The organism is Erwinia artemisiae, assembly GCF_051400835.1.
In the GTDB taxonomy this organism is placed as follows: domain Bacteria; phylum Pseudomonadota; class Gammaproteobacteria; order Enterobacterales; family Enterobacteriaceae; genus Erwinia; species Erwinia aeris.
Window position 1 is genome coordinate 1 of record NZ_JBLFFM010000012.1, and the last position, 25,102, is coordinate 25,102.

Genomic DNA, 25,102 nt, shown 5'->3' on the forward strand with positions numbered 1-25,102 from the left:
AAAGAGCGTTGCGGCCAGTGCTTTCGCTTCCTGCCGCGAGGTGGCGTATATTACGCTTTCCTCCTTCAGAGTCAACCTCTTTTTCAGAAGTTTTTCTCCGGCGATTCAGCTTCCTGAACCTCCTGAGCCGCTGGCTGTAAGCCGTTGTGCCGTCTCAGTGGTTGCGCATTATAGGGAGTTCTTGACGGCTGACAAGCGTTTATTACAAATAAATGAACGACAGCCGTATTTTTCAACAAAGCGTCCGTTTTTACTTCACATTGCCTGATAAAGCGGCAAATTCATGGGCAAAACGCGTCACCTGCTCCCAGTCGGTATACTCCACTTCTTTACTGGCATCCGTTTCGCCGCCGGTCATCCGCATAATCAGCTGAATCATAAAGCGGTCGAAGAAGCCGTAACGCGGATAGCGCAGCGCGCCCGCGAACACGACGCAGCAGTCTGGCTGCCACGGCGAGTTCAGCAGGAACTTACGCGTGTAGGCGTTTGTCTGCGGCGTACGCTTCTCCGGCTTGCGCGCGGTCAGGTTAACCGAGAAGAATCCCGAAGGCCTTTTGGTAAGCTCGTTCAGATGCTGCTTAACAAACTTGTCGACCTTAGGATGGAAGTGGCCATAGCGAATAGAAGCGCCGATAAGTACCCTGTCGTACCTGGCCCATTCGATGTTATCCGCCTGAAGGATATTGATCGTATCGCATTCCTGATGCGCTTTGAGCTGGTTAGCTATATAAGCCGCGATTTCACGAGTCTGCCCGTCACGGCTGGAATAAAGAATAAGTGCTTTCATAAGATCCAACTTTTGTTATTCGCGCCAGAAGGTTGGCGTAAACAGAACCAACAGCGTGAAGACTTCAAGACGACCAAACAGCATTGTCAGAATCAAAATCCATTTCGCCGTATCATTCATAGTAGTGAAGTTATCCGCTACTACCCCTAAGCCCGGCCCCAGATTGTTCAGCGTTGCGGCGACGGCGGCAAAGGCTGAAAAATCGTCCACGCCCGTGGCGATAATGGCCAGCATGCTCAGCAGGAACACCAGCGCGTAGGCGGAGAAGAATCCCCATACCGCTTCCAGTATTCTTTCCGGCAGCGCCCGCTGCCCCAGCTTAATAGTGTAAACGGCATTGGGATGCACCAGCCGCTTCAGTTCGCGCGACCCTTGTTTGAACAGCAGCAGGATGCGGATCACCTTCAGGCCGCCGCCGGTCGATCCCGCACAGCCGCCGATAAAAGCAGAGCAAAGCAGCAGTACCGGTAAGAAGAGCGGCCAACGGGCGATGCTGTCGGTAGTGAAGCCTGCCGTCGTCGCCATGGAAACCACCTGGAAAAAAGCCTGGTTCAGCGTCTGCAGCCCGCTTTGATAGACATTGTGCGCCCAAAGCACCAGCGTGCAGATGATAACCAGCGTGAACTGCACCCCGATAAACATACGGAATTCCGGGTCGCGCCAGTAAACACGCAGATTACGTCCGCTGAGCAGCGTGAAATGCAGGCCGTAGTTACAGCCGGAAATCAGCAGGAAAATGGCAATAATGCTGTTAATGGTTGGGCTGTGAAAATAGCCGATACTGGCGTCATGTGTGGAAAAGCCGCCGATAGCTATAGTAGAAAAGCTGTGGCCGATGGCGTCAAACAGCGGCATCCCGGCCAGCCAGAGCGCCAGTGCGCAAATGACGGTTAACAGCACGTAGATCAGCCAGAGCGTTTTTGCCGTTTCGGCAATTCGGGGCCGCATCTTGTTATCTTTCAGCGGGCCTGGCATCTCCGCACGGTAAAGCTGCATCCCGCCGACGCCCAGTATAGGCAGGATAGCCACTGCCAGCACGATGATCCCCATCCCGCCCAGCCATTGCAGCATTTGCCGGTAGAACAGAATGGCTTTGGGCAGGGAATCCAGCCCCACCAGCGTCGTGGCGCCCGTGGTGGTCAGGCCGGAGAAAGATTCAAAGAACGCGTCGGTTAACGACAGGTTAGGATGTTCGGCAAAGATAAAGGGCATCGCCCCGACGCTGCCCAGCACCGTCCAGAACAGCACGACGATCAAAAAGCCTTCTCGCGGCTTCAGCTCGCTTTTCTGCTTGCGGTTCGGCCACCACAGCAGCGAGCCGATCAGTAACGCCATAAAGAAGGTTTGCGTAAAGGCTCGTCCGGCGCCGTCACGGTAGATTAGCGCCACCAGGCCCGGCACGATCATGGTGCCCGAAAACAAAATGACCAGTAAACCCACGATGCGGGTGATGGCACGAAAATGCATGTAGCCTTTCCTTTCCTGACAAGGTGTTAGTCGGTCGGGGCCAGATGGAGCGCCCCTCTGCTGAAATCGGTGAGATTGCGCGTGAAGCCTGCGACCTGCGCATGGGGCAGCGCCAGCGTCAGCGAGATGCGCTGTAAAAACTCGCTGTGCAGCAGCTGACCGTTAAAACGGGCGACCATCCTTTCTATTTCCGCCAGCTGCGCATAGTCGCAAACCAGCGTAAAGGTCAGCATGGGCACCTTCCGCGCACGAGGCAGCAATTTTAATGCCTGCTGCACGCCGCCGCCGTAGGCCTTAACCAGCCCGCCGGTGCCCAGCTGTATGCCGCCGTAATAGCGCACCACTACCGCCGTTATCTCGCCCACGCCGCTGCCCATCAGCTGGGCCAGCATCGGTTTGCCCGCCGTGCCGGAAGGCTCGCCGTCATCCGAGAAACCCAGCTGCTGCGAATCGTCAGGCGCGCCCGCTACCCAGGCCCAGCAGTGATGCCGGGCGGCAGGATGCTCGCCTTTCACCTGCTGCACAAAAGCGCGCGCCGCCTCCACGCCTTCGGTATGCGCCAGCAGCGTGATAAAGCGGCTTTTTTTTATTTCCTCGCTGAAGCTGAAGGTTTCAGCGGGGATCTCCCAGGCGTCCATTAATCCAGCTTCAGATCCCGGGTCATGTTTTCCACGCCCTGTTCATGGATCACCACGTTATCTTCGATTCGGATCCCGCCATAAGGCTTCAGCGCCTCAATGCGCGCCCAGTCGAAGTGCTGGCTGAACTTGCCTTCGCGCCATGGCGCGAGCAGCGACTCGATAAAGTAGATGCCGGGTTCAATCGTCAGCACCATGCGCGGTTCAAGGATGCGCGTGCAGCGTAAAAAGGGATACTGCTGCGGCGCGGCCAGATGGGTGCCGCTGTCATCCTGCATAAAACCGGCGACGTCATGCACCTGTAGGCCAAGCGGATGACCCACGCCGTGCGGCATAAACGGCCCGGTAAGGTTTTCCGCCACCATCGCCTCTTCGCTCAGCCCTTTGACCAGCTGATGTTTCAGCAGCAGTTTCGCCAGCCGCTGATGCATCTGCTGATGGTAGTCGGTATAGCGCACGCCCGCCTTCAGCGTGGCAATCAGCGCCAGCTCTTCTTCATTCATATCCTGAATAAGCGTCGCATAGTCGCTGGCGGGATCGTAAGCGTAGCTGCGCGTCAGATCCGCTGCATAACCGTTATATTCCGTGCCTGCATCCAGTAGAAAGCTGCGCGGCTGTTCCGGCGGCAATTGATCAAGCTTAGTGTAGTGCAGCACGGCGGCATGTTCGTTCAGCGCGACGATATTGCCGTAAGGCACGTCGATATCGCGATGGCCGGTAGCGCTGAGGTAAGCAATATTAATATCGAACTCGCTCATGCCGGAAAGAAAGGCTTCCTTCGCTGCGCGATGACCGATCACCGCCGTCTTTTGCGCTTCGCGCAGGCAGTAAAGTTCGTAATCGGTTTTATAAGAGCGATGATAATGCAGGAAGTCGATCACCCCTTTTGGGTTGATCGCGGCGGCGTTGATGCCAAGCTGAGCGGCACGCTGCGGCACCGGGCCGATATAGGCAACGTTTTCACGGTTTGTCGGCAACAGCTGGCCGATTTCATCCGCTTTTTTCAGCGCCGTAATCTCCATGCCGTCCGTCCAGAAGCTTTGCGGCAGCGGCTCGACGTTGTGCCAGTAATCCACCGGCGAATAAAACCAGAGCTTCGGCTTGTTGACGCCGTCGACCCACAGCCAGCAGTTGGGCACGGTGGTCACCGGCAGCCAGGCTTTAAACTGCGGGTTTACTTTGAAAGGGTAGTCGTGGTCATCCAGAAAAACCGTCAGCAGTTCGCCGGAATGGATCAGCATGGCATCCAGCTTAAAGCGGGCCAGCACCTGCTGCGCGCGCGCCTGTAGCGTCTTCAGATGCTCATGATAAAGGGCGCTCAACGAGTCCATCACTTTACCTCCGTTAATCACGTAATCAGGCGCATCTTAGCACGGCGAGATCGTTTTGCCGCGCCTGTGATCTTGTTTGCAAATAAGCAAACTCTCGTTTGCAAATAATTAACATCAACTCCACACTCTCGATCATCTGGTATGACCAGATCCCTTTAGCGCGGCAGCAGGAGAGAAGAATGCTTTACCAAGGCGACACCCTGACCCTGAACTGGCTGGAAAATGGTATTGCTGAACTGGTTTTTGATGCGCCCGGTTCAGTTAACAAACTGGATACGCAAACCGTCGCCAGCCTGGGCGAGGCGATAGCCGTGCTGGAGCGGCAGCCGGATCTGCAGGCGGTTCTGCTCAGTTCGCGCAAACCGGCGTTTATCGTCGGCGCGGATATTACCGAATTTTTATCGCTGTTCGCCGCCCCGGAGGAACAGCTGACGCAGTGGCTGCATTACGCCAACGCTATCTTTAATCGGCTTGAGGATCTGCCGGTGCCGACCTTGTCGGCCGTACAGGGCTATGCGCTGGGCGGCGGCTGTGAATGTATCCTGGCAACGGATTTCCGTATCGCCACGCCGGACGCGCGTATTGGCCTGCCGGAAACGAAGCTGGGGATCATGCCCGGCTTTGGCGGCTCGGTGCGCCTGCCGCGTCTGCTGGGCGCCGACAGCGCGCTGGAAATTATCGCCGCCGGAAAAGATGTCGATGCGCAAAAAGCGCTGGCGCTGGGCCTGGTGGATGCCGTTGTGGCCGCTGATAAGCTGCGCGATGCGGGCATCGCCATCCTGCGCGAGGCCATTAGCGGCAAACAGCCGTGGCGCGAACGTCGCGAGCCGAAGCTGCAACCGCTGAAGCTCAGTAAAATTGAGGCGATGATGAGCTTCACCACTGCCAAAGGCGTGGTGCTGCAAACCGCGGGCAAGCACTACCCTGCTCCGCTGACGGCGGTAAAAACGATTGAGGCCGCTGCTGCGCTGGGCCGTGATGAAGCTTTGCTGCTGGAAACGCAGGCTTTTGTCCCGCTGGCCCGTTCCGACGAGGCGCGTGCGCTGGTCGGCCTGTTCCTTAACGATCGCGCGCTGAAGGCGAAAGCGAAAAAGCTGGCGCAGAATAGCGCGCTACCGAAGCAGGCTGCCGTATTGGGCGCGGGCATTATGGGCGGCGGCATCGCTTATCAGGCGGCCAGCAAAGGCGTACCGGTATTAATGAAGGATATCAATCCGGCCTCGCTGGAACTCGGTATGACCGAAGCGGCCGGGCTGCTGAATAAGCAGCTGACGCGAGGGAAAATTGACGCGATGCAGCTGGCGGGCATCATCGGCGCTATCCATCCAACCCTGAGCTATGAAGGATTTGAACGTGCCGATATGGTCGTCGAGGCCGTGGTGGAAAACCCGCGCGTTAAAGCGGCGGTGCTGGCGGAGACGGAACAGCATCTTCGTCAGGATGCCGTTCTGGCTTCCAATACCTCGACTATTCCCATCAGCCAGCTTGCTGATGCGCTGCAGCGCCCGGAAAACTTCTGCGGAATGCACTTTTTTAATCCGGTGCACCGCATGCCGCTGGTTGAAGTGATCCGGGGTGCAAAAACCTCGGACGCCACGCTGGCGAAAGTGGTGGCCTGGGCCGACCAAATGGGTAAGACGCCCATCGTGGTGAACGACTGTCCCGGTTTTTTCGTCAACCGCGTGCTGTTCCCCTATTTTGCCGGCTTCAGCCTGCTGCTGCGCGACGGTGCGGATTATCGTCAGATAGATAAAGTCATGGAAAAGCATTTCGGCTGGCCGATGGGGCCTGCCTGGCTGCTGGACGTGGTCGGCATTGATACCGCGCATCACGCGCAGAGCGTAATGGCTGACGGTTTCCCGAACCGTATGAAAAAGGATTACCGTGATGCCATCGACGTGCTGTTCGAGGCGAAACGGTTCGGACAAAAAAGTCAGGCCGGGTTTTATCGCTGGGAGAAGGACAGCAAAGGTAAACAAAAGAAAATTGTCGATCCCGAAGTCGATAAACTGCTGCAAAGCGTCAGCCAGCCGCAGCGCGTTTTCAGCGATGAAGAAATTGTGGCCCGAATGATGATCCCGATGGTTAACGAAGTGGTGCTCTGCCTGGAAGAAAACATTATTGCCACGCCGGCCGAAGCGGATATGGCGCTGGTTTACGGGCTGGGCTTCCCGCCGTTTCGCGGCGGCGTTTTCCGCTATCTGGATACGCAGGGCAGCGCCCGCTTTGCCAGCCAGGCGGCCTTCTTTGCCGCGCTCGGCCCGCTTTATCAGCTGCCGGCCAGCCTGCAGGAAAAAGCGCAGCATAAAACGCAATGGTATCCGCAGGTTCAACCGGCCGATGACGTCCTGAAAACGGCGTAAGGAAAGAGAAATGGAAAAAGTCGTAATTGTTGATGCCATCCGCACGCCGATGGGCCGCTCCAAAGGCGGCGCTTTTCGCCATGTCCGGGCGGAAGATCTCTCGGCGCATCTGATGCGCTCGCTGCTGAGCCGCAACCCGGCGCTGGCGGCGGCAAGCCTGGATGATATTTACTGGGGCTGCGTGCAGCAAACGCTGGAGCAGGGTTTTAACATCGCCCGTAATGCCGCCCTGCTGGCGGAAATCCCGCATCGGGTGCCCGCTACCACCGTCAACCGCCTTTGCGGCTCCTCGATGCAGGCAATGCACGATGCCGCGCGCGCCATCATGGTTGGCGACGCCAGCGCCTGCCTGGTGGGCGGCGTGGAGCATATGGGCCACGTGCCGATGAGCCACGGCGTCGATTTTCATCCCGGCCTGGGCAAAACCGTGGCGAAAGCCGCCGGGATGATGGGCCTGACGGCGGAAATGCTGGCGCGTATGCACCAGATCGGTCGGGAAAGGCAGGATGAATTTGCCGCCCGCTCGCACCAGCGCGCCTGGGCCGCCACGCAGGCGGGCCACTTTGCTGCGGAGATCGTCGCGACCAGCGGCCATGACGGCGACGGCGTGCTCAAGCGCTATGATTTTGATGAAGTGATCCGTCCCGATACCACCACAGCGGGTCTGGCCGCGCTGAAGCCCGCCTTCGATCCGGTTAACGGCACGGTAACGGCGGGCAGCTCCTCGGCGCTCTCCGACGGCGCGGCGGCGATGCTGCTGATGAGCGAATCACGCGCTCGTGAGCTGGGCCTGAAAGCGCGGGCGCGGATCCGCTCGATGGCGGTTGTCGGCTGCGATCCGTCGATTATGGGCTTTGGCCCGGTGCCCGCCTCCCGGCTGGCGCTGAAGAAAGCAGGACTGAACGTCAGCGATATCGATCTGTTTGAGATGAACGAAGCGTTCGCCGCGCAGGTGCTGCCGTGTATTAAGGAGCTGGGATTGATGGAGGAGCTGGATAACAAAATCAATCTGAACGGCGGCGCTATCGCGCTGGGTCATCCGCTGGGCTGTTCCGGCGCGCGGATCGCCACGACGTTGTTGAACCTGATGGAGCGACGCGACGCACAGTTTGGTCTGGCGACCATGTGTATCGGTTTGGGACAGGGCATCGCTACCGTACTGGAAAAGGTTTGATGCAGCCGCCCGTGACGGGCGGCTTTTTTACGCAATCGTTCCGGCTCAGATAAAGGCGAAGGCGTCGCCAAACATCTGTTCCGCTTTCGCCTCGCGCTCGGCACAGAAGCGTTCGCGCGCGATTTTCGCCATTTCAAAACGGCCCGCGATATAGATCTCGTACTCGGCCAGGCTGCGGTGGTCGTTCATAACCGCCGTCAGCACGGTGCCGCTACGCCCTTCCCAGCCCGGCTCAGGCTGTTCCACCACCGGGATCACCTTCAGGTTCGGGTGCTTAACCGCCAGCGCTTCCAGTTCGTCCATATCGTAGAGGTGCTTCAGTTCACGGCCGCCCCAGTAAATTTCGATATGACGCTCCGGCCGCTGCGCCAGCGCGGTCAGCAGGATCGAACGGGCGTAGGAGAAGCCCGTGCCGCCCGCAATCAGGATCAGCGGACGGTCGCTCTCTTCACGCAGCCACGCGTCGCCGTGCGGAATATCCACGGTAATGCTGCGCTGCTCCTGGATCCGTTCCATCACCGCCATCGCGTAGAGATTGAGTTCCGAAGCGCCAATATGCAGCTCAATAATCTCTTTTTCCATCGGCGTGGAAGCCAGCGAGAACGGGCGTTTGTCGCGCTCGTCCATCACTACCATCAGATACTGACCGGCCCGGAAGCTGAAATCGGCTTCCGGCACCATACGGACTCGGTAAACGGTATCGGTTATCGCCTCTACCGAGATCACTTTACAGCTTAACGTTGTCATGCGTTCCCTCTGTCGGGTCGATTATTTGCCGGGCGCGTTTTTGCGCGTGGGCGACTCACTGAAGATGCCTAACTCGTCCCATATGGCATCAATGCGCGCGGTGACGGCGGGATCTTTGCGAATAGGGCGGCCCCATTCGCGCTGGGTTTCTCCGGGCCACTTGTTGGTGGCGTCCAGGCCCATTTTCGAGCCTAACCCGGAAACCGGCGAAGCGAAATCCAGATAGTCGATAGGCGTGTTCTCTACCAGCACCGTATCCCTGGCCGGATCCATCCGGGTCGTAATAGCCCAGATAACGTCGTTCCAGTCGCGCGCGTTCACATCGTCGTCACATACGATAACAAACTTAGTGTACATAAACTGGCGCAAAAATGACCAAACGCCCATCATCACCCGCTTGGCATGGCCTGCGTACTGCTTTTTCATCGTAACGATCGCCAGACGATAGGAACAACCTTCCGGCGGCAGATAAAAATCGACGATTTCCGGGAACTGCTTTTGCAGGATCGGCACGAAGACTTCATTCAGCGCCACGCCAAGCACGGCTGGCTCATCCGGCGGACGCCCGGTATAGGTGGAGTGATAGATGGCGTCGCGGCGTTGCGTAATGTGGGTGACGGTAAACACCGGGAAGTTATCGACTTCATTATAGTAGCCGGTATGGTCGCCATACGGCCCTTCCGGCGCCACTTCGCCCGCCTCGATATAGCCTTCCAGCACGATTTCCGCGCTGGCCGGCACTTCCAGATCGTTGGAGACGCACTTCACGACTTCGGTTTTGGTGCCGCGCAGCAGTCCCGCAAAAGCATATTCAGAAAGCGTATCGGGAACCGGCGTGACCGCGCCCAAAATGGTGGCGGGATCGGCGCCCAGCGCGACGGAGACCGGGAAGCGCTCGCCGGGATGCTGCTGCGTCCACTCCTGGAAATCCAGCGCGCCGCCGCGATGCGACAGCCAGCGCATAATGAGTTTGTTCTTACCAATAACCTGCTGGCGATAGATGCCCAGGTTCTGCCGCTCTTTGTGCGGGCCGCGCGTAACCGTCAGGCCCCAGGTGATCAGCGGCGCGGCATCTTCCGGCCAGCACTTCATCACCGGAATACGGCTCAGATCGACTTCATCGCCCTGCCAGATTTGCTGCTGGCACGGCGCGTCGCGCAGGCGCTTCGTCGGCATATTCAGCACCTGCTTCCACTGCGGCATTTTGTCGAAAAAGTCGCGAAAACCGCGCGGCGGTTCCGGCTCTTTCAAAAAGGCGAGCAGGCGGCCCACTTCACGCAGCGCCTTCACGTCTTCCTGGCCCATGCCCAGCGCAACGCGATCCGGCGTGCCGAAAAGGTTGCACAGCACCGGCATATTATAGCCTTTGGGGTTTTCAAACAGCAGCGCCGGCCCGCCGGCTCGCAGAGTGCGATCGGCAATTTCGGTCATTTCAAGATCGGGATCGATCTCTTGCTTAATGCGTTTTAATTCCCCGCGCTGCTCCAGCAGGGAAAGGAAGTCGCGTAGGTCGTGGTATTTCATGACTTCTCATCAATACGGTCAGTGAATCGGCCATTATAGGGAGGATTAAGCTCTCGTGCTTAGTTTTTCGCGGCAGGAGGTCGGCGCGCTCACGCTGCGACCGCCAAAAATTTTTTCTTCCGGCATCCCGACTCATCAACCGATCCGCTGATAACTACAGTTAATAAGCTTTATGCTTAACGCTGTCCGTTCATTCATCGCGATTTCAGACGCCTTCTGGCCTGCATGTTGCTATAACTATCACGCTATTTTTGTTATTCTTAGCGACCCTGTAATTGCAAAGTGACGTTATGGAATCCTGGTATTTACTTTATTGCAAACGTGGCCAGCTTACCCGCGCGAAAGAACATCTTGAGCGCCAGGCGGTGCATTGTCTCAGCCCCATGATTGCCTTAGAGAAACTGGTGCGCGGCAAGCGTACTCAGGTAAATGAGCCGCTGTTCCCGAACTACCTTTTTATTGAGTTCGATCCGGAAGCGATTCATACCACGACCATCAGCGCCACGCGCGGCGTCAGCCATTTCGTTCGCTTCGGCAATCTGCCCGCGACCGTGCCGCAGGACGTGATCGAAGCGCTGCAAACGCAGGCGACGGTAACGCTGCCCGCACCGACGCTACCGCAGCCCGGCGACAGAGTATTGATTACCGCTGGCGCTTTCGAAGGCCTGAAGGCAATTTTTACCGAGCCGGACGGCGAGGCGCGTTCTATGCTGCTGCTTAACCTACTGAATAAGCAGATCGTCCGCAGCCTGGACAATCGGCAGTTCCAGAAACTCTGAGGCTACTGCGCGTTCAGACGGAAAAGCGCTCGCGCATTGCTGTCGCACTGCTGCCCCAGCGTAGCCGCCTCTTCGCCGCGCAGTAGCGCGACCTGTTCCACGATATGTGGCAGAAAGCACGGCTCGTTACGTCGCGATGCAGGGCGGGGACGCATGTCGCGCGGCAGCAAATAAGGCGCGTCCGTTTCCAGCAGCAGCCTGTCAGCAGGAATAAGCGGCATCAGCTCGCGCAGCTCAAGTCCGCGACGTTCATCGCACACCCATCCCGTAATGCCGATATAAAGCCCGGCAGCCAGACAGGCTTCCAGCTCCGCTTTCGTGCCGGTAAAACAGTGTACGACCGCGCCGGGCAGCTTTGGCAGCCAGGGCGTCAGGATAGCGAGAAAGCGATCGTGCGCTTCGCGGCAGTGCAGAAAAACGGGCAGCTGCAGATCGGCCGCCAGCTCAAGCTGAGCATTGAAGGCGTAAGCCTGCTGTTCCGGCCCGCAGATGTTGCGGTTGAAATCCAGCCCGCACTCGCCAATCGCCGCCACTTCCGGGCTTTCCGCCAGCCTTCTTAAGGTGGCGGCCGTTTCCGCCGACCATTCGCTGGCGTGATGCGGATGAACGCCTGCCGTAGACCAGCAGTAGCCGGAACGACGTTTCGCCAGGCTCTGCGCCTGCTGGCTCTCCAGCGCGTTGGTGCCGGTAATCAGAATGCCGGTGACGCCCGCATCAACGGCGCGTTTTACAACCTTGTCGCGATCTTTGGCGAACTGCGTGCTGGTCAGATTGACCCCAATATCAAACATAGCGTGTTCCAAACAGTAACCGCCCTTACGGGCGGTTATTTTTTAATGTGGGCAGGCCTTCGCGGCTACTCCGTCTCCTGGTCACTCTCTTCCCGCCGTAATCCGGTATAGAAACGGGAGAAGAACACGCCGACCTCAAACAGGCAGTACATCGGAATGGCCAGCAGCGTCTGGGAAAGCACATCCGGCGGCGTCAACAGCATACCTACGATAAAAGCGCCGACCAGAACATAAGGCCGCTTCGCCTTCAGTTCCTCCGGCGTGGTCACACCGGTCCAGCACAGCAGCACGATAGCAATCGGCACCTCGAAAGAGACGCCAAACGCCATAAACAACGCCATTACGAAATCGAGATAGTTATTGATATCGGTAGCGATCTGCACGCCGTGCGGCGCGGTTTTAGCGAAGAACCCAAAGGCCAACGGGAAGACAACAAAGTAGGCGAAAGCCATCCCTATATAGAATAGGAATGAACTGGAAATCAGCAGCGGCACCACCAGCCTGCGTTCGTGGCGGTAAAGCGCGGGCGCGATAAAGGCCCAGATTTGGTAAAGGATCACCGGTACCGCAAGGAAGACGGAAACGATCATGGTCAGCTTGACCGGCGCGAAAAAAGGCGAAGCCACGTCGGTCGCGATCATGCTGGCGCCCGCTGGCATCTGCTCGATCAGCGGCGCGGAAACCAGCTGATAAATATCGTTGGAAAAGTACGCCAGGCAAAGGAAAATCGCCACCACGGCGATAATGCAGTTCAGCAGGCGCTTACGCAGCTCAATCAGATGGCTGATAAGCGGTTGGGTATCTTCAACAGCCATGTTTAGCGTTCATCCGGTTGGGTGGTGGAAACAGGCGCACGGCTGGAAAGCGTCGGCGCTTCGTCTTTAACGGCCTTTGGCTTTTCAGGCGCGGCGGCAGGCGCCGTATTCGACGCGGCGTCCGGCTTTCCGGCGGCGGTTTCATAAGGTGCGCTGGCAGCGGCAGGCGCTTCAGCAGCCCTGGCCGTCGCGGATTTTGCTACGGCCGCATCGCTTGCAGCAGACGAAGCAGGTTCAGCGACCTGGGCTACCCCGCTTGCGGCAGGTTCGGCAACGTGAACCGCAGCGGACGGTGCTACAGCCGCATCGCTTGCGACAGGCGAAACAGTTTCAGCAACCTGGGCTACACCGCTTGCGGCTGGCTCAGCAACGCGAACCGTAGCAGAGTGCGCTGCTGCCATATCGCTCGCCGCAGGCGAAACATGCACGACTGGCGTATGCTGTTCCTGCTGCACCGCAGGCTGTGGCGCTGCACTGGTTGCTGCCTCTGGCGCCTGCGCCGGGGCGCTGGCCTGATGATCGGCCGCAGCAGGCGTCACGCCTTCATGAGAATCCTCGGCGTTTTTCACCAGCGGATTGTGGATAGTGTTAGCTTCGTCGTCCGCTTTTTCGTTCTCGCCCAGATAGGTACGCTTCATGGATTCCGCCGACTGCTTCAGCTCTTCCATCGAGGCTTTCAGCTCCGGCGACAGGCTATTTTTACTGGCCTCTTCCACCTTCTTCAGGCTGTCCTGCAGCTCCTGGAGTTTCAGCTCCTGCGCCAGTTCGTTTTGTACATTAGCCGCCAGCGAGCGCAGCGCGCGGATCCAGCCGACCACGGTTTTTACCGCAACCGGCAAACGCTGCGGACCCAGCACTACCAGCCCGATAATAAACACCAGAATCAGTTCACTAAAACCTATGTCGAACACGGCTTACACCTTGTCGTTCTTAACGTCTTCTTTCTTCGCTTCTGCGTGCTGTTTGTCGGCCAGAGTGGCTTTAAAATCAGCATCGTCGGCATGTGTTTTTGGCTTTTCGTCATCGTCGCTCATGGCTTTTTTAAAGCCTTTGATTGATGAACCGAGATCGGAACCCAGCCCGCGCAGTTTCTTCGTGCCGAAGAGCAGCACAACGATTACGGCAATAATTAACAATTGCCAGATACTAATACCGCCCATAATTTTGCCTCAGATGTCAGTTAATGCAGGTTTCGCAGTATATAAGCCGGGCTGACCGCGCGCAAAGCGCTGCCAGCCCCTCTTTACCTTTCATGACAGTCAGTCGGTTTTACGCCAGCCGACCAGCCAGCTTACCAGACCGCCAGCGACCATAACCGCCGACAGCAAATCCCACTGCGGTCTGGTCAGCAGAATAGCCGTGCCGCTCAGCAGCAGCGTGGCGCCAATACCGAACAGATAGCGCGACTGATGATGCCGCACCCGGTCGTTGCGCAGATCGTAAGAAAGCTTATCGACGCTGTGCTGCAGATGCTTGTGCCGCTTCAGGCTTTCGTAAACCAGCTCCGGCAGCTCCGGCAGTTTTTCCGCCCAGAACGGCGCTTTTTCTTTCAGCGCGCGCACGATAGCCGGAATGCCAATCTGATCTTTGATCCAGTCTTCCAGGAACGGCTTGGCGGTTTTCCACAGGTCTAGCTGCGGATAAAGCTGTCGTCCGACGCCTTCCACATACAGTAGAGTTTTCTGTAACAGCACCAGCTGAGGCTGCACTTCCATGTTGAAGCGGCGCGCCGTATTAAAGAGGTTCAGCAGCACGTGACCGAAGGAGATTTCCGCCAGCGGCTTTTCAAAAATCGGTTCGCAAACGGTACGAATAGCGAACTCAAAATCCTCTACGTTGGTATCCGCCGGCACCCAGCCGGAATCAACGTGCAGCTCGGCAACCTTGCGGTAATCGCGGTTGAAGAAGGCGATAAAGTTCTCCGCCAGATACCGCTTATCTTCTTTATTCAGCGAGCCGACGATACCGCAGTCGATACCGATATATTGCGGATCTTCAGGATGCTCATAGCTGACAAAAATGTTGCCCGGATGCATATCGGCGTGGAAAAAGCTGTCGCGGAACACCTGGGTAAAGAAGACCTGCACGCCGCGCTCGGCCAGCAGCTTCATGTTGACGCCGCGCTGTTCGAGCTGCACCACATCGGAGATTGGAATGCCGTAAATGCGCTCCATCACCAGCATGGTTTCGCTACAGTAGTCGGAATAGATTTCCGGCACGTAAAGCATGTTGCTGCCTTCGAAATTACGGCGCAGCTGAATGGCGTTAGCCGCTTCGCGCAGCAGGTTCAGTTCGTCTATCAGCGTTTTTTCGTAATCGGCTACTACTTCCTGCGGACGCAGGCGGCGCCCGTCCGGCAGCAGGCGTGGCACCCAGGCCGCCATGCGGTTGATCAGCTTCATATCGGCTTTGATCACCGGCAGGATATCCGGACGAATAACCTTAATGACCACTTCCCTGCCGTTTTCCTTCAGCGTGGCGGTGTGTACCTGCGCGATGGAAGCGGAAGCAAGCGGCGTGATCACAAAGTCATCAAACAGGGTTTCCACCTTGCAGCCAAGCGACATCTCAATCTGTTTTTTCGCCTGTACGCCATCGAAAGGCGCGACCTTGTCCTGTAGCATCGCCAGCTGATCGGCGATATGCGGCGGAAAAAGATCGCGTCGCGTGGACATCATCTGACCAAATTTGATCCACACCGGGCCAAGCTGCTCCATGGCTAACCTGATACGCTCGCCAAGCTGACGCTCTTTGTGCAAATTAGGCATCCAGAACAGCGTCCGGCGCCACAGGCGCAGCGGCAGCGCCAGCCGGGTTTTTGGGATTAGCTCATCCAGTCCGTAGCTCAAAAAGATACGGATAATAAAATAGAGACGACGTATTTCTCCGAGGGTCATTTGCCCTCCAGTTGTTTAAGGCGGGTTTCCAGCGCAGCCAGCTCGCGAGCGGCGGCGTCGACTTCTTCAGCAAACCAGGCAAGCTCCAGGCCGCCCGGCGCCAGGCGCCACTCTTCCGTCAGCGCCTGACCCAGATAGCTCTGTTTACGATCAAGATTGCCGCGCACCAGCTGCAACCCGCGACGGGCGGCCTGGCTGATGCCCTGAGCGGCAATATCGCCAATCCAGGGCGCGAGATATTCGGCAGGGTCAAGCTCGGCCAGATCGATCAGCGCGGAGAACTGCTGGACGACCTGTAGATCGCCCTCAACCTCCAGCTCGCCGCTGCGGATCAGGCTGGTTAACTGCTGACGATCGCGCAGCTTGCGCAGCGTCGCCAGACGGGTTTTCACCTTGCAGTCCGGCGTGTCGCACCAGTCGCCCAGCACATCGACCTGTTGGTCGCTGAAGATAAAGATCAGCGGCTGCTTCAGCTCGGCCAGCTCAATGGCCAGGCTGCGGCCGTTAAGACGCTGACGCGCGGCTTTCAGGCCGCGATCGCGATAAAGGATCTGATTGAGCGCCGTTTCCAGCCCTGCGGTTAACAGCGGCGTTAAGGTCATTCGCTATCCTGTTCAGAACTTGAATCCGCGGTGCAGCGCAACGATGCCACCGGTAAGATTGTGATAGGTAGTATTCTCGAAGCCGACATCATCCATCATCTGCTTTAACGTATCCTGATCCGGATGCATTCGGATAGATTCGGCCAGATAGCGGTAGCTTTCGGAATCTTTCGCCACCAGCTCGCCGATACGCGGCAGCACGTGGAATGAGTAGGCGTCATACGCCTTGCTTAGCGGCTCCAGCAGCGGTTTGGAAAACTCCAGCACCAGCAGGCGTCCGCCCGGCTTCAGCACGCGGAACATCGAGGCCAGCGCCTTCTCTTTTTCGGTGACGTTACGCAGGCCGAAAGCGATAGTGATGCAGTCGAAATGATTGTCCGGGAACGGCAGCGCTTCGGCGTTAGCCTGCACATAGTTCACGTTGCCGATGATCCCGTTGTTACGCAGTTTCTCACGGCCTACTTTCAGCATGGAGCTGTTGATATCCGCCAGCACCACTTCACCCGTTTCACCTACCAGGCGAGAGAATTTAGCGGTCAGATCGCCGGTACCGCCGGCCAGATCCAGGACGCGCTGTCCGCGACGCACGCCGCTGCAATCGATAGTAAAACGTTTCCAGACACGGTGGATGCCGAACGACATCAGATCGTTCATCAGGTCATATTTGGCCGCAACGGAATGGAAAACATCAGCCACCATTTCAGCTTTGTCGCTTTTCGCTACCGTGCGAAAGCCGAAGTGCGTGGTATCCTTTGATTCATCTGCCATTTGTTTTGCCTGCTCTGCAATCAGTTATCTGCCAAGTGTATCAGAGTCCCGCAGGCCAGGCACAGCCTTGCGGGTTATTCATTAACTCGGGCCGCGCCTGGCCCGGTTTGCGTCGCCAGATACGCGACATCTTCCTCATCTTCGTTCTCTTGCTCGTCAGCCTCATCCGGCATCGCCTGCGCGACCAGGCGGGGATTAATAGGCCGCTTGATGGCCACGCCCAGCTGCCGAAAACTTTCCGTCTGCGCGATCAGGTTGCCCCGCCCTTCCGCCAGCTTCTTCATGGCCTGACGATAGCTTTCGCTGGCCTTATCGAGGCTTTGCCCCATTGCCGACATGTCGTCGACAAACAGGCGCATTTTGTCATAGAGCTTAGCCGCTCTGTCGGCGATGCGCTGGGCATGACGGCTTTGGTGCTCGTAGCGCCACAGGTTATTGATGGTACGTAGCGCCACCAGCAACGTGGTGGGGCTGACCAGCATGATGTTTTGACCCAGCGCCTCGTTGATCAGTTCCGGCTGACGGTCAATAGCGACCAGAAAAGCGGGTTCGACCGGAATAAACATCAGTACGTAGTCCAGCGATCGTAGGCCGGGCAGCTGCTGATAATCTTTGCGGCTCAGCAGGCGGATATGGCTGCGAATGGCCGCAACGTGCTCGCCGATGGCCGTTTCGCGCGTGGCTTCATCTTCGCCGTTGAAATAGCGTTCGTAAGCCACCAGCGTCATCTTCGCGTCGATCACCACGTCTTTGCCCTGCGGCAGACGCACAATCACGTCCGGCTGCATACGGGCGTTATGCTCCAGCTGAATATTGACCTGGGTTTCATATTCGTGCCCTTCCCGCAGGCCGGAGGCTTCCAGCACGCGGCTGAGCACGACTTCGCCCCAGTTTCCCTGCATTTTATTGTCGCCCTTCAGGGCCTTGGTCAGGTTAATCGCTTCCTGCGCCATTTGGGCATTGAGCTGTTGCAGATTGCGGATTTCATGAGAAAGCGTATGGCGCTCGCGCGCCTCCTGGCCGAAGCCTTCCTGAACCTGGCGACGAAACCCTTCCAGCTGTTCGCGCAGCGGCGAGAGCAGCCCGTCCAGGCTCTGGCGGTTCTGCTCATCGACACGGCGGTTGCTGTGTTCGAAAATACGGTTGGCAAGGTGTTCAAACTGCGCGTTCAGCCGCTGTTCGCTGTTGACCAGCAGGCGCTGCTTCTCTTCCGCCGCCATTCTGCTCTCTTCAAGCCGAATGGTGACCTCGCGCAGTTCCGCCTCCTGGGCGCTGTTGATCTCCAGCTGGGTGCGCAGTTCGCGCGCCAGCTGTTCGGCCTCGCCGCGCCAGTGGTCAAGCTGGGTGAGTTTCTCCTGGGTAGCGGCGAGCGTGCCGTGCAGCTGACGCAGTTCCAGCTCCTGCTGTTTTTGCGCCTGCTGCTGCTGGCTCTGTTGCTGCGTCAGGCGATCGCGCTCCTGCTTCAGCTGCTCGCTGGCCTGTTGCAGCAGCCTGCGCTCCGTTTCCTGGTGCGCCGCGCGCTGCTGGCTGTGATACCAGGCGATAAGCCAGCCGACCAGCGCGCCCGCCAGGCCTGAGCCAATGCCGTAACCGATTATTGCATCCACGCGCCTTCTCCCGTCCAGGCTTCTCTGGCAGAAAAGGTAAGGGCAGGCCGTGGCAATGTCGAGTTAAAAAGCGCGATGTAACGGGATCGAGGAGGTTTTCATCAGGATGTCAGAGACGGCTCGAAAAATTTGCCGTGGGTAGCGCAAGGGCGAAACCATTAAGGGAGCCGCGCTCCCTTAATGAAGGCTGAAGAAGTTAGCGAAACTGGTCTCAACGGCCAGGCCAGAGGTTGGCGAGGCCGATCTCAACGTCTAGATCAGACGGCGCGCCGCCTCAACTACGATACGCACCGCATCGCTTTCGGTTTTCTTCATGGTTTCCGCATCGGGAATTTCCTGCTGGGTGCGGTTCACAATCACGCCCGCCACCATGCCGGCACGCAGACCCTGGCTGGCGCACATGGTCAGCAGCGTGGCGGATTCCATTTCGTAGTTCAGCACGCCCATTTGCTGCCACTCTTTCATGGAGTTCTGGAAACGGCTTACTACGCGGCCAGAAAAGGTGTCGTAACGCTCCTGTCCCGGATAAAAAGTGTCGGAAGACGCGGTGACGCCGATATGCGTGGTCGCGCCAAGCGCTTTCGCCGCTTCGACCAGCGCGGTGGTGCAGGTAAAATCGGCCACGGCCGGGAATTCCAGCGGCGCAAAGTGCAGACTCGCGCCGTCCAGACGCACGGAGCCGGTGGTTACCAGCACGTCGCCCACGCTGATGTCAGGCTGGATAGCGCCAGTTGTACCTACGCGCAGAAAAGTACGGATGCCCAGCTGCGCCAACTCTTCTACCGCGATGGAGGTGGAAGGGCCGCCGATACCGGTTGAACAGACGATAACGGCCTTGCCGTCAATGTCGGCGCGCCAGGTGGTGAATTCGCGGTGCGACGCCAGATGAACCGGATTATCCATCAGCGCGGCAATCTTTTTAACGCGCTCGGGGTCGCCTGGCACAATGGCAAGGGTGGCGCCCTGAAGATCGGCTTTGGTTAAACCCAGGTGAAAAACGTCTGACTGTGCCATGACAAGATCCTGTAATTAAAAGGCGATGAAGCGCTTACAGTAGCGCAAAGCTGTGTGAATTTATGTGAGTAAATTCACTCTGAGTAATGAAAGTTACATTTGGAGTCTATTGAATCGTGACGGTAATCACACAAAAAAGCCTTCCCGCACGAATCGCGCTGTCGGAAACCGATAACGCCGTCGAAGATGACAGGCTGACCTTCACCCGATCGAAACGTAATCCTGGCTATAGTTAGCTGATTGCGCTACTGCATGTATGGAGAGGACAATGAAAAGCGACGATAATCCGACTCAAACATTGAGCAATAAGGGATTCGCTCCTGCGGTTTCACCTGCCGCATCGACCACCATCATTACCGACAGCGCCGACATCGTTTCCGGCGAAACGTCAATTCCAACGCAGGGCGAGAATATGCCTGCTTTCCACGCCAGACCGCGTCAGGCCGATGGCCCGCTACCGGTGGTGCTGGTCGTGCAGGAAATTTTTGGCGTGCACGAGCATATTCGCGATATCTGCCGTCGCCTGGCGACCGAAGGCTATCTGGCCGTCGCGCCCGAACTCTATTTTCGCGAGGGCGATCCCGCCGAGTACGATGATATTCCTACGCTGTTTAAAGAGCTGGTCAGCAAGGTGCCGGATAGCCAGGTGCTGGCGGATCTGGATCACGTAGCCAACTGGGCATCGCGCCACGGCGGCGATATGCGCAATATGGCCATTACCGGCTTTTGCTGGGGCGGCCGGATAACCTGGCTCTACGCCGCGCACAATCCTCAGCTGAAAGCGGGCGTTGCCTGGTATGGCAAGCTGACAGGCGATAAAACCTTGCAGCAGCAGAAGCACCCGGTTGACGTCGCAGTTGACCTGAACGCGCCGGTATTGGGGCTGTACGGCGCGCAGGATGACGGCATTCCGTTGGCGAGCGTGGAAACCATGCGTCAGGCGCTGCGGGCGGCGAACGCCAAATCGGAAATCGTGGTTTATCCCGAGGCCGGGCACGCGTTTAACGCCGATTATCGTCCCAGCTATCACGAAGAGTCGGCCAAAGACGGCTGGCAGCGAATGCTGGCCTGGTTCAGGCAGCACGGCGTCAGCTAACGCTCAGGCCCGCCTCAATCGGCGGGCTGAGGTTGCTGACAAACTCAAACTTAGGCCGCTTGCAGATTGATGAAAAGCGGCAGAGGCAGATCGGAACACGGACACGCCGTAGATACGTCCATGTAGGCTCGTTTCGCGCGTCCATGCGCGAAAACGGTCCGCTTATCCGCTCGGCCTCTGCCACTGTGAAACAGCTGGGTTGCTGTAAGAAACACCAGGATGCATCCGCTATTTAGGTTTGTCAGCAGTCTGAGCCCGCCTCAATCGGCGGGCTTTTTTTATGCCACCCTCGCTGCGGGCACAGCGCCAGCTTCATCGCTCGTACATTCCAAACGCCGCTAAATGTCATTAATAAAAGAGAGGCCCACGGGCAACACCACCATCAGACAGCGGCTTTGCGAAGATTGCGGGCCGCCTCCACCATATTAGCCAGCGCCTGACGGGTTTCCGGCCAGCCGCGCGTTTTCAGGCCGCAGTCCGGGTTCACCCACAAACGCTCCACCGGAATACGCTTCGCCGCTTTCAGCAGCAGCGCCTCTATCCATGCCACGCTTGGCACGTTTGGCGAGTGAATGTCGTAAACGCCCGGGCCGATTTCGTTCGGATAGTCAAATTCCTCGAACGATTCCAGCAGTTCCATATCAGAACGTGAGGTTTCGATGGTGATCACATCCGCATCCAGCGCGGCGATAGAATCCATGATGTCGTTGAATTCGCAATAGCACATATGGGTGTGGATTTGGGTAGCATCCTGCGCCACGGCGGCGTTCAGGCGGAACGCGTCTACGGCCCACTCCAGATAGGCAGCCCACTCTGACCGCCGCAGCGGCAGGCCTTCACGCAGCGCCGGCTCATCAATCTGGATAATGCCGATACCGGCTTTTTCCAGATCGGCCACTTCGTCCCTCAGCGCCAGCGCGATCTGCTTAGCGATGGTTTCACGCGACACGTCTTCACGAGGGAAAGACCAGCAAAGAATGGTTACCGGGCCGGTCAGCATCCCTTTTACCGGCTTGTCGGTCAGCGACTGCGCGTATTTCGCCCACTCGACGGTGATCGCTTCCGGCCGACTGACGTCACCGATAATCACCGGCGGCTTCACGCAGCGGGAGCCGTAGCTCTGTACCCAGCCGTTTTGCGTAAAGGCAAAACCGTCCAGGTTTTCGCCGAAGTATTCCACCATGTCGTTGCGCTCCGCCTCGCCGTGAACCAGCACGTCCAGCCCCAGCCGCTCCTGCTCCACGATCGCCTGTTTGATATGTTCAGCAATGCCGGTGCGGTAGCTCTTTCCGTCCAGACGCCCCTGTTTGAAATCCAGGCGCAGGCCACGGATTTCGGTGGTCTGCGGGAAAGAGCCGATAGTGGTGGTCGGCCAGGCCGGCAGCTGAAAGCGCTGGCGCTGGGCTTCGGCACGCGCCTTATAGCTGCTGTGGCGCTCGCTGTCTTTCGCGGTGATAGCGGCCAGCCGTTTGCTGACGGCTTCGTTATGCACGCGCGCAGAGTCCCGGCGGGCGCGGATGGGCGCGCTCCAGGCTTCCAGCGACCGCGCGTCATTGTGGTTTAACGCATGGCTCAACAGCGCCAGCTCCTGGCATTTCTGTAGCGCAAAGGCGAACCAGCTTTTTACTTCTTCATCCAGGCGGGTTTCGGTACTTAAATCGATGGGGCTGTGCAGCAACGAGCAGGAAGAGCCGATCCATAGCCGCTGACGCTTGCCGACCAGCGGCTGTAAACGCTCAAACCAGCTGCTGAGATCGGCGCGCCACACGTTACGGCCGTTGATTACGCCGACGGAAAGCAACCAGTCGGCCGGCACTTTAGCGTTCAGCGCGGCGATATCGTCCTTGCCGTGTACCAAATCAACATGCAGACCCTGAACCGGCAGCTTAACGATAGCGTCCAGGTTGGTGCCGACGCTGTCAAAGTAGGTGGTCAGCAGCAGTTTGGTTTGCCCTTGCAGCGCCTCGTAAGCCGGTTTAAAGGCGTTGAGCCACGCCTGCGGCAGCTCCAGCACCAGCGCAGGCTCGTCGATCTGCACCCATTCGATATCGCGCTTCGCCAGCTCGCTCAGCACCTGCTGGTAAACCGGCAGAATTTCGGTTAACAGGCTCAGACGGTCGAACGGCTCGCCCTTGACTTTACCCAGCCACAGATAGGTCACCGGGCCAAGCAGCACGGGCTTCACTTTATGGCCCAGCGCCAGCGCTTCGTCCACTTCGTCCAGGATCTGCGTCCAGCTAAGCTTAAACTGCTGCCCCCGGGTAAATTCCGGCACCATATAGTGATAGTTAGTGTTAAACCATTTGGTCATTTCAGCCGCCGCCGCAGGTTCGCCGGTCGGCGCACGGCCACGGCCCAGACGGAACAACGTATCCAGATCGACAGAGCCATCTTTATTTTGATGACGGGCAGGCACGTTGCCCAGCAGCAGGCTGGTAGTCAGCACATGATCGTACCAGGCGAAATCGCCGACCGGTACATAGTCTACCCCAGCCTGTTTCTGCTGTTCCCAGTGGCGGGCGCGCAGTTCGCGGCCTACCGCCAGCAGCGCTTCCTGCGTGCTGTTGCCCGCCCAGTAGCTTTCCTGTGCTTTTTTCAGTTCGCGACGCAGGCCAACGCGGGGGAAGCCGAGCGTATGGTTCAGAATAGTCATCAATGCGTTCCTCAGTTACCGCCCGCTGTCGTGGCAATCGGGCTTTTAGACGTCCAGATGTTTACACATCTATAATCCGCAGGTACTGTATTCACCACAAGCGCAAATTGTTCATTGTCGATGTGAAGGACTCTCATGATCGAACTCAAACACCTGCGGACGCTGCAAGCGCTGCGCAACAGCGGTTCGCTGGCCGCCGCCGCCGCTCAGCTTCATCAGACACAGTCGGCCCTGTCCCATCAGTTCAGCGATCTGGAGCAGCGCCTGGGCTTCCGCCTGTTTGTGCGTAAAAGCCAGCCGCTGCGCTTTACGCCGCAGGGCGAAATTTTGCTGCAGCTTGCCGAGCAGGTGCTGCCGCAGATCCAGCACGCTCTACAGGCCTGCCACGAACCGCATCAGGCCACGCTGCGTATCGCTATCGAGTGCCACAGCTGTATTCAATGGCTGACGCCAGCGTTGAGCAACTTCCGTCAGAGCTGGCCGCAGGTGGTGATGGATTTTAAATCCGGGGTGACTTTCGATCCCCAGCCCGCGCTTCAACAGGGGGAGCTGGACGTGGTGCTCACCTCCGATATTTTGCCGCGCAGCGGGCTGTTCTATTCGCCGATGTTTGATTTTGAAGTTCGCCTGGTGCTGGCGCCCGACCATCCGCTGGCGCAGGTTGATCATATTTCACCGGAAGATCTGGCCAGCGAAGTGCTGATGATTTATCCGGTGCAGCGGCAGCGCCTGGATATCTGGCGGCATTTCTTGCAGCCCGCAGGCGTCAGCCCGGCGTTAAAAAGCGTGGATAATACGCTGCTGCTGATCCAGATGGTGTCCGCGGGCATGGGCATCGCCGCCCTGCCGCACTGGGTTGTGGAAAGCTTTGAGCATCAGGGGCTGGTGGTGACCAAAACGCTCGGCCAGGGTTTATGGAGCCGTTTATATGCCGCCGTGCGCGACGGCGAGCAGCGTCAGGCAGTAGTCGAAGCTTTTATCCGCTCCGCCCGCCAGCACGCCTGCGAGCATCTGCCGCTGGTCAGGGACGCTTCCGCGCCGGGCACGCCGCTGCCGACCTCTTTGCATCATTCCTGAGCGGCCAGTACGGGCGATCGCTTTTGCGCGGTGGCCCTTTTAGCGCAGCCGCGCCCTTATAACGCGCTGGCCGCCTGCCTTTTTGCTGACGGTATTCCTTTATCCAGCGCCATTTGTCTCTATAATGCGGCCAACGATCCTGAACCAATGAGATTTTTATGACCAATAATGACGTTTTGCGCAGCGTGCGCTACATGCTGAGCCTGAGCGATGCTCAGATGGTTGGCATCCTGGCGCTGGCGGAAAGTGAAGTCAGCGAAGCGGAAATGCAAAGCTTCCTGAAAAAAGAAGACGAAGCGGGCTTTCGCGCCTGTCCTGACGTGGTAATGGGCTATTTCCTGAACGGGCTGATTTTTCAGCGCCGTGGCAAAAGCGAAGATGCGCCTGAGCCTTCTGTCGAACGCAAGATGACGAATAATATTATTATTAAAAAACTGCGCATCGCTTTCGATTTAAAAACTACGGATATTATTGACGTGCTTAAGCTGGCGGACTTCGCCGTGGGCCAGTCTGAAATTGGCGCTATTTTCCGAAAGCCAGGGCATAAAAATTACCGTGAATGCGGCGATCAGATTTTAAGGAATTTCCTGAAGGGAATGACAATGAAATTACGCCCTGCCCCTGTTAAAAAAGCTTAAATATTAGTGCAGCCTTCGGGCTGCCTGCTATTTAAAACGCTATCAAAAAATGCATTATTTATATTCCCTTCCTGCCTTTACAGGGCAAGTCACTCCTCATAATATCCGCCTGATATTTACACATTGTAAATATAGCGAACCATGAAAGAAGATATATTATGAGAGCGCAACTATCAGCAGCGCAGGTAAAAACCACGACACTACCAAAACTATTTTCGGCACGCTATTTTCTAAAATTTATAGGCTGCTTTCCCCGTCAGCGCTGAGTTATAGCACCGGGCAGGTAACGACAGCGGGGGAAGATAGCGGTAGCCGTATTGGCAAAACCAGTAAA

General features: G+C 57.6%; 22 protein-coding genes and 1 pseudogene. 7 read left to right on the forward strand and 16 right to left on the reverse strand.

Going from position 1 to position 25,102, the window contains the following annotated elements:
- Window positions 1–268, forward strand: a 268-nt coding sequence (locus tag ACMGEE_RS19750; protein ID WP_436830535.1) for a hypothetical protein, incomplete at its 5' end; no start/stop codon positions are given.
- Here the strand turns inward: ACMGEE_RS19750 and hemG are convergent.
- From hemG to pepQ, 4 genes are read right to left on the reverse strand one after another with little or no spacing between them, the layout of a single operon-like run.
- Complete coding sequence (gene hemG / locus ACMGEE_RS19755; RefSeq protein ID WP_436830536.1) at window positions 251–787, reverse strand: menaquinone-dependent protoporphyrinogen IX dehydrogenase; 537 nt, start codon at window positions 785–787, stop codon at window positions 251–253. The genes ACMGEE_RS19750 and hemG overlap by 18 nt on opposite strands.
- Window positions 788–802: 15 nt before the next feature.
- The gene (gene trkH, locus ACMGEE_RS19760) at window positions 803–2,254 is read right to left on the reverse strand and encodes a Trk system potassium transporter TrkH (protein ID WP_125290673.1); all 1,452 of its coding nucleotides are present in this window, start codon (window positions 2,252–2,254) and stop codon (window positions 803–805) included.
- A gap of 26 nt (window positions 2,255–2,280) precedes the next feature.
- On the reverse strand, window positions 2,281–2,892 hold the full coding sequence (locus ACMGEE_RS19765; RefSeq protein WP_301253063.1) for an IMPACT family protein: 612 nt from the start codon (window positions 2,890–2,892) through the stop codon (window positions 2,281–2,283).
- The gene (gene pepQ, locus ACMGEE_RS19770) at window positions 2,892–4,223 is read right to left on the reverse strand and encodes a Xaa-Pro dipeptidase (RefSeq protein WP_301253065.1); all 1,332 of its coding nucleotides are present in this window, start codon (window positions 4,221–4,223) and stop codon (window positions 2,892–2,894) included. The genes ACMGEE_RS19765 and pepQ overlap by 1 nt, the downstream gene beginning before the upstream one ends.
- 179 nt (window positions 4,224–4,402) lie before the next feature.
- Between pepQ and fadB the strand changes: the two genes are divergently transcribed.
- Window positions 4,403–6,586 (forward strand): fatty acid oxidation complex subunit alpha FadB, encoded by a 2,184-nt coding sequence (fadB, locus tag ACMGEE_RS19775; RefSeq protein ID WP_369896729.1) that lies wholly within the window; start codon window positions 4,403–4,405, stop codon window positions 6,584–6,586.
- A gap of 10 nt (window positions 6,587–6,596) precedes the next feature.
- Window positions 6,597–7,760 (forward strand): acetyl-CoA C-acyltransferase FadA, encoded by a 1,164-nt coding sequence (fadA, locus tag ACMGEE_RS19780; RefSeq protein WP_436830537.1) that lies wholly within the window; start codon window positions 6,597–6,599, stop codon window positions 7,758–7,760.
- A gap of 45 nt (window positions 7,761–7,805) precedes the next feature.
- Here fadA and fre read toward each other — a convergent pair whose 3' ends face one another.
- Complete coding sequence (gene fre / locus ACMGEE_RS19785; RefSeq protein ID WP_253457309.1) at window positions 7,806–8,507, reverse strand: NAD(P)H-flavin reductase; 702 nt, start codon at window positions 8,505–8,507, stop codon at window positions 7,806–7,808.
- Between the two features lie 21 nt (window positions 8,508–8,528).
- Window positions 8,529–10,031: a 4-hydroxy-3-polyprenylbenzoate decarboxylase gene (gene ubiD, locus ACMGEE_RS19790; protein ID WP_253457306.1), complete on the reverse strand. Its 1,503-nt coding sequence runs from the start codon at window positions 10,029–10,031 to the stop codon at window positions 8,529–8,531.
- A 290-nt stretch (window positions 10,032–10,321) separates the two neighbouring features.
- Here ubiD and rfaH point away from each other — a divergent pair, with 290 nt between their 5' ends.
- On the forward strand, window positions 10,322–10,810 hold the full coding sequence (gene rfaH / locus ACMGEE_RS19795) for a transcription/translation regulatory transformer protein RfaH (protein WP_253457303.1): 489 nt from the start codon (window positions 10,322–10,324) through the stop codon (window positions 10,808–10,810).
- Window positions 10,811–10,812: 2 nt separating this feature from the next.
- On the opposite strand, the gene tatD is transcribed toward rfaH, so the two are convergent.
- The 9 genes and pseudogenes from tatD to udp all read right to left on the reverse strand — a co-directional run bounded on the left by tatD (window position 10,813) and on the right by udp (window position 19,304).
- On the reverse strand, window positions 10,813–11,601 hold the full coding sequence (gene tatD / locus ACMGEE_RS19800; protein WP_253457301.1) for a 3'-5' ssDNA/RNA exonuclease TatD: 789 nt from the start codon (window positions 11,599–11,601) through the stop codon (window positions 10,813–10,815).
- 65 nt (window positions 11,602–11,666) lie between these two features.
- The gene (gene tatC, locus ACMGEE_RS19805; protein ID WP_253457299.1) at window positions 11,667–12,416 is read right to left on the reverse strand and encodes a Sec-independent protein translocase subunit TatC; all 750 of its coding nucleotides are present in this window, start codon (window positions 12,414–12,416) and stop codon (window positions 11,667–11,669) included.
- A gap of 401 nt (window positions 12,417–12,817) precedes the next feature.
- Window positions 12,818–13,327 (reverse strand): annotated as a pseudogene (gene tatB, locus ACMGEE_RS19810) (Sec-independent protein translocase protein TatB); the annotation flags it as partial.
- 3 nt (window positions 13,328–13,330) lie between these two features.
- Entirely contained in the window at window positions 13,331–13,576 is a 246-nt protein-coding gene (gene tatA, locus ACMGEE_RS19815) for a Sec-independent protein translocase subunit TatA (protein ID WP_125290683.1), read from the reverse strand.
- Window positions 13,577–13,675: 99 nt separating this feature from the next.
- Window positions 13,676–15,313 (reverse strand): ubiquinone biosynthesis regulatory protein kinase UbiB, encoded by a 1,638-nt coding sequence (gene ubiB / locus ACMGEE_RS19820; RefSeq protein ID WP_253457296.1) that lies wholly within the window; start codon window positions 15,311–15,313, stop codon window positions 13,676–13,678.
- Entirely contained in the window at window positions 15,310–15,915 is a 606-nt protein-coding gene (ubiJ, locus tag ACMGEE_RS19825; protein ID WP_125290685.1) for a ubiquinone biosynthesis protein UbiJ, read from the reverse strand. The genes ubiB and ubiJ overlap by 4 nt, the downstream gene beginning before the upstream one ends.
- A 12-nt stretch (window positions 15,916–15,927) precedes the next feature.
- A complete protein-coding gene (gene ubiE, locus ACMGEE_RS19830) occupies window positions 15,928–16,683 on the reverse strand; it encodes a bifunctional demethylmenaquinone methyltransferase/2-methoxy-6-polyprenyl-1,4-benzoquinol methylase UbiE (protein WP_125290686.1) in 756 nt (251 codons plus the stop codon).
- 74 nt (window positions 16,684–16,757) lie between these two features.
- Window positions 16,758–18,290, reverse strand: coding sequence for a DNA recombination protein RmuC (gene rmuC, locus ACMGEE_RS19835; protein ID WP_301253054.1), 1,533 nt, complete (start codon window positions 18,288–18,290; stop codon window positions 16,758–16,760).
- Window positions 18,291–18,542: 252 nt separating this feature from the next.
- A complete protein-coding gene (udp, locus tag ACMGEE_RS19840) occupies window positions 18,543–19,304 on the reverse strand; it encodes a uridine phosphorylase (RefSeq protein ID WP_253457286.1) in 762 nt (253 codons plus the stop codon).
- A gap of 268 nt (window positions 19,305–19,572) precedes the next feature.
- On the opposite strand from udp, the gene ACMGEE_RS19845 reads away from it, so the two are divergent.
- Window positions 19,573–20,400 carry a dienelactone hydrolase family protein gene (locus tag ACMGEE_RS19845; RefSeq protein WP_253457283.1) on the forward strand — a complete coding sequence of 276 codons (828 nt, stop codon included), beginning with the start codon at window positions 19,573–19,575 and terminating at the stop codon, window positions 20,398–20,400.
- 382 nt (window positions 20,401–20,782) lie between these two features.
- On the opposite strand, the gene metE is transcribed toward ACMGEE_RS19845, so the two are convergent.
- Window positions 20,783–23,053, reverse strand: coding sequence for a 5-methyltetrahydropteroyltriglutamate--homocysteine S-methyltransferase (gene metE / locus ACMGEE_RS19850; protein WP_253457280.1), 2,271 nt, complete (start codon window positions 23,051–23,053; stop codon window positions 20,783–20,785).
- 135 nt (window positions 23,054–23,188) lie between these two features.
- Between metE and metR the strand changes: the two genes are divergently transcribed.
- Together metR and ACMGEE_RS19860 are read left to right on the forward strand one after the other, a co-directional pair.
- Window positions 23,189–24,130, forward strand: a complete 942-nt coding sequence (gene metR, locus ACMGEE_RS19855) for an HTH-type transcriptional regulator MetR (RefSeq protein ID WP_253457277.1) — start codon at window positions 23,189–23,191, stop codon at window positions 24,128–24,130.
- Window positions 24,131–24,288: 158 nt separating this feature from the next.
- A complete protein-coding gene (locus tag ACMGEE_RS19860) occupies window positions 24,289–24,768 on the forward strand; it encodes a YehS family protein (protein ID WP_301253051.1) in 480 nt (159 codons plus the stop codon).
- Window positions 24,769–25,102: the final 334 nt, after the last annotated feature.

Coding starts and splice junctions, on each gene's coding strand:
- pepQ (WP_301253065.1), bottom strand. CDS start 4,223: ATGGACTCGTTGAGCGCCCTTTATCATGAGCATCTGAAGACGCTACAG.
- metR (WP_253457277.1), top strand. CDS start 23,189: ATGATCGAACTCAAACACCTGCGGACGCTGCAAGCGCTGCGCAACAGC.
- fre (WP_253457309.1), bottom strand. CDS start 8,507: ATGACAACGTTAAGCTGTAAAGTGATCTCGGTAGAGGCGATAACCGAT.
- hemG (WP_436830536.1), bottom strand. CDS start 787: ATGAAAGCACTTATTCTTTATTCCAGCCGTGACGGGCAGACTCGTGAA.
- ACMGEE_RS19765 (WP_301253063.1), bottom strand. CDS start 2,892: ATGGACGCCTGGGAGATCCCCGCTGAAACCTTCAGCTTCAGCGAGGAA.
- rfaH (WP_253457303.1), top strand. CDS start 10,322: ATGGAATCCTGGTATTTACTTTATTGCAAACGTGGCCAGCTTACCCGC.
- ubiD (WP_253457306.1), bottom strand. CDS start 10,031: ATGAAATACCACGACCTACGCGACTTCCTTTCCCTGCTGGAGCAGCGC.
- ACMGEE_RS19860 (WP_301253051.1), top strand. CDS start 24,289: ATGACCAATAATGACGTTTTGCGCAGCGTGCGCTACATGCTGAGCCTG.
- ACMGEE_RS19845 (WP_253457283.1), top strand. CDS start 19,573: ATGAAAAGCGACGATAATCCGACTCAAACATTGAGCAATAAGGGATTC.
- ubiE (WP_125290686.1), bottom strand. CDS start 16,683: ATGGCAGATGAATCAAAGGATACCACGCACTTCGGCTTTCGCACGGTA.
- ubiB (WP_253457296.1), bottom strand. CDS start 15,313: ATGACCCTCGGAGAAATACGTCGTCTCTATTTTATTATCCGTATCTTT.
- ubiJ (WP_125290685.1), bottom strand. CDS start 15,915: ATGACCTTAACGCCGCTGTTAACCGCAGGGCTGGAAACGGCGCTCAAT.
- fadB (WP_369896729.1), top strand. CDS start 4,403: ATGCTTTACCAAGGCGACACCCTGACCCTGAACTGGCTGGAAAATGGT.
- tatA (WP_125290683.1), bottom strand. CDS start 13,576: ATGGGCGGTATTAGTATCTGGCAATTGTTAATTATTGCCGTAATCGTT.
- tatC (WP_253457299.1), bottom strand. CDS start 12,416: ATGGCTGTTGAAGATACCCAACCGCTTATCAGCCATCTGATTGAGCTG.
- fadA (WP_436830537.1), top strand. CDS start 6,597: ATGGAAAAAGTCGTAATTGTTGATGCCATCCGCACGCCGATGGGCCGC.
- metE (WP_253457280.1), bottom strand. CDS start 23,053: ATGACTATTCTGAACCATACGCTCGGCTTCCCCCGCGTTGGCCTGCGT.
- tatD (WP_253457301.1), bottom strand. CDS start 11,601: ATGTTTGATATTGGGGTCAATCTGACCAGCACGCAGTTCGCCAAAGAT.
- trkH (WP_125290673.1), bottom strand. CDS start 2,254: ATGCATTTTCGTGCCATCACCCGCATCGTGGGTTTACTGGTCATTTTG.
- udp (WP_253457286.1), bottom strand. CDS start 19,304: ATGGCACAGTCAGACGTTTTTCACCTGGGTTTAACCAAAGCCGATCTT.